Annotated in this window: 3 protein-coding genes; all 3 read right to left on the bottom strand. The window is 55.7% G+C overall.

The genetic code is table 11. From position 1 onward, the window contains the following. Nucleotides 1–122: 122 nt before the first annotated feature. Nucleotides 123–1046 carry an integrase family protein gene (locus tag CKW15_RS27715; RefSeq protein WP_095153075.1) on the bottom strand — a complete coding sequence of 308 codons (924 nt, stop codon included), beginning with the start codon at nt 1044–1046 and terminating at the stop codon, nt 123–125. A 464-nt stretch (nt 1047–1510) separates the two neighbouring features. After that, the gene (locus tag CKW15_RS27710) at nt 1511–2629 is read right to left on the bottom strand and encodes an aminotransferase class III-fold pyridoxal phosphate-dependent enzyme (protein WP_256583287.1); all 1119 of its coding nucleotides are present in this window, start codon (nt 2627–2629) and stop codon (nt 1511–1513) included. A gap of 14 nt (nt 2630–2643) precedes the next feature. After that, the coding region (locus CKW15_RS27705) for an IS3 family transposase (protein ID WP_143498447.1) at nt 2644–2741 on the bottom strand (98 nt) is incomplete at its 5' end.

The following is a 2741-nucleotide window of genomic DNA, read 5'->3' as shown; positions in this document are numbered from 1 at the left end:
GAACGACTACCACTGGCGACCTCGGTTGAAGATTACGAAGCGCTGTTGCCGTGGAACTGCTCGCCGGCATCGCCTAGCTAGGCGCGTTACCGATCTTGAAGTCGGTGGGGTTTATGGAGCGCTTACGACAAAGCCTCGGCATTCAACGGGATATGCCGGGTCTCGATGGTCTTGGTGCCTTCACCAGCCACGCTAATGGTTTTGGCCTGTAGATTTAGGTCGAACCCGCGCAGGTTGAACAGCTCTCCACGGCGTAGGCCGGTGTTGAGCGAGACCAGTACCATCGGCTTGAGGTGATCGGTAAAAGCCGCTGAGCGCAAGTCTGGCAGCAGATTTCGCTTGCGCTCCAGGCGCCATTGGTTGGCGCTGTCACGCTCCGCCCGCATCCGTTCCTCCCGTGCGTCCAGAGCATCTCTGAGGCGCTGGGTTTCGTCCTTGGACAGGTAGCGGATACGGCCCTTGGTATCGACTTTGAGTTGCTTCACCTTGTCCAGCGGCGATGCTGGCAGGAATCCCCAATCTAAGGCCCGGCTGAAGACACCGCTTATGCTGCCCATCTTGCGATTGGCAGTCGCCGCCTTGTTGCCGTCCTTGATCCAGTCGGTACGGATTGCCTCCAGTTCGCGCCCAGTGATCTCGACCAGGCGACGCTGCATGATCGGCTCGAAGTTGTGATCTAGGGTGTGCCTAGTCTTTTCGTGGCCTCGGTGATGGGCCTCGAACCACGGTAGATAGGTGTCGTCGATGAAGGCGCGCAGGGTAGGGGAGGCAGCACCTTTGCGATTGTGGGTGACGGCCAGGGGCTCGCCGTGCTCGTGGGCGTCGGCCAAATAGCGGGCGGCCTCCTGCCGGGCCTGCTCGAGCGTCATCTTGCCGACACGGCCAAGGGTGACGTTCTTGTTCCGTGCCCAGGTGACCATATAGCTCATGTGCCCGCTGGGCAGCACGCGGATGAAAAGCCCGGGCTGACTGGTGTCGTGGACGCGGTAGGGCTTATCCTCAGGCTTAAGGCCGTTGAGCAGCTTCTGGCTGAACTTGGTTTTCATGGCTCACCGTGACAGCAGTGTGGCAGCAGAAATTACAATATCAGGCGGTTCTATTGGATGCAACCAGACTATAAGTATCTGTTTTTAAAGGTAAGTAATTGATATTGAGTGAGTATATTTGGCCCTCCTAAGGGGAAGGTTGGCAGTTCGAACCTGCCCTGGGACACCATATTTTCCGGGCTCTTCAGCTGGAGTTGAATTCCTCCAGCTAAACCCATGGGTGCAGCAGCGGACCTATAGGTGCTGCGTCTGTGACCCTTCCTTCATCCTCCTCGTAAACATTGCCTACACTCGAGATTGCCGAGAATGACCTCGGGCTCGATTGGGAGTGTTTCGACATTGACTATCAGCATCGCGATCGCCATATACGACGCTGTTGCCAGGGTCGCGATGCCGAACGTCGTACACAAATAGTTGCCACTTATCAGGTGGGGAAAAGGAGGTCTGAAGACCTCCTTTCTGGATCAAGCGTTCGCGAATTCAGCGCTTAACTTGGCAGCAGCTTTCTCAAAGGCAACTTTCATTTCTTCGATCACGAAGCTGTTGTGCTCAAAGGAAATGTAAATACGGCCGTACGGAGACGGCATCATCAACACTCCTGCTTCGCGCAGCGCCAGGTGCAGGGCCATGGTGAAGGCAGGGTTCGCTTTCTCGACTGCCTGCTCGTACGTCACCGGGGGCGTCATTCCCAACCAAACACCAAACACATTCCCGTAGCCGCTGGTTGAAATGATCACGCCATGCAATCTGAAAATGGCCTCAATCGCAACGCGTAGATCGTTGCCGCATTGGATGAGACTCTCGTAGTCGCTGTTATCCAGTTGAGTCAGGGTGTTCGTCATGGCTGCGCATGCCAGCGGATTACCGCTGAATGTGCCCCCGCGAAGGACACGTCCTTCTTCAAAGCCTGCCAAGATGTGAGGCTTGCCGACGATCGCAGAAACTGGAACGCCGTTACCAATCGCTTTGCCGACGCTCGCGATATCAGGGCTCAAACCTTCACGCAGCCCTGCCAGGCCGGCATACAGCCGGAAACCCATCAGAACCTCGTCACAAATCACCAGTGCACCGTGTTTATGAGCAATGTCCTGCACATGTTTGAGGTAACCAGGCAATGGCATGATGCATCCAGCGTTGGCCAGCATCGGCTCAAGGATGACCGCCGCGATGTCATTGTCTTCTTCGAATAGTCGCTCTACATCTGCGAAATCGTTGTAGCGGATCAGCGTAGTACGTTCGGTAAACGGACGCTTTCCATCCTGGAAGCTCGCTTCCCTGGAGGTGACGTTGCCGTAGCTGACATCATCGAACCATCCATCGAAACCGGCAGCCATCTTGGCAATTTTTCCGCGGCTGGTATAAGCCCGAGCTGCACGGCAGGCGAGGTGTACAGCTTCGCTACCGGAGTTAGTGAAGATCACCTTTGAGAGCTCGCCGGTATGTTTGGCCAGTTCAGTTGCGGCTCCATGCTCACGGACATGAGCCCAAGATGGCGCGGCACTGTCGCCTAATGCCTCAGTAACTGCAGCATTTACCGAGTCTGTCGGCGCTGATTGAAAACTGACCCACTGGGGGTGCGGCAAAAAACTTGGACTGGTTATGCCGCGAGACCAAGGCTCTCACGATACTCAACAGGACTGAGAGCACCGAGAGAAATCTTGATTCGTTTTTCGTTGTACCAGCGAATGTATGAAT

Source organism: Pseudomonas sp. Irchel s3b5 (assembly GCF_900187435.1).
Taxonomy (GTDB): domain Bacteria; phylum Pseudomonadota; class Gammaproteobacteria; order Pseudomonadales; family Pseudomonadaceae; genus Aquipseudomonas.
The sequence above is the reverse complement of the archived record's forward strand: the minus strand, read 5'-3'. Positions and strand labels throughout refer to the sequence as shown.

What these genes read in the sequence shown, in the direction of transcription:
- CKW15_RS27715 (WP_095153075.1), bottom strand. Translation starts at nt 1,046, where the DNA reads ATGAAAACCAAGTTCAGCCAGAAGCTGCTCAACGGCCTTAAGCCTGAG.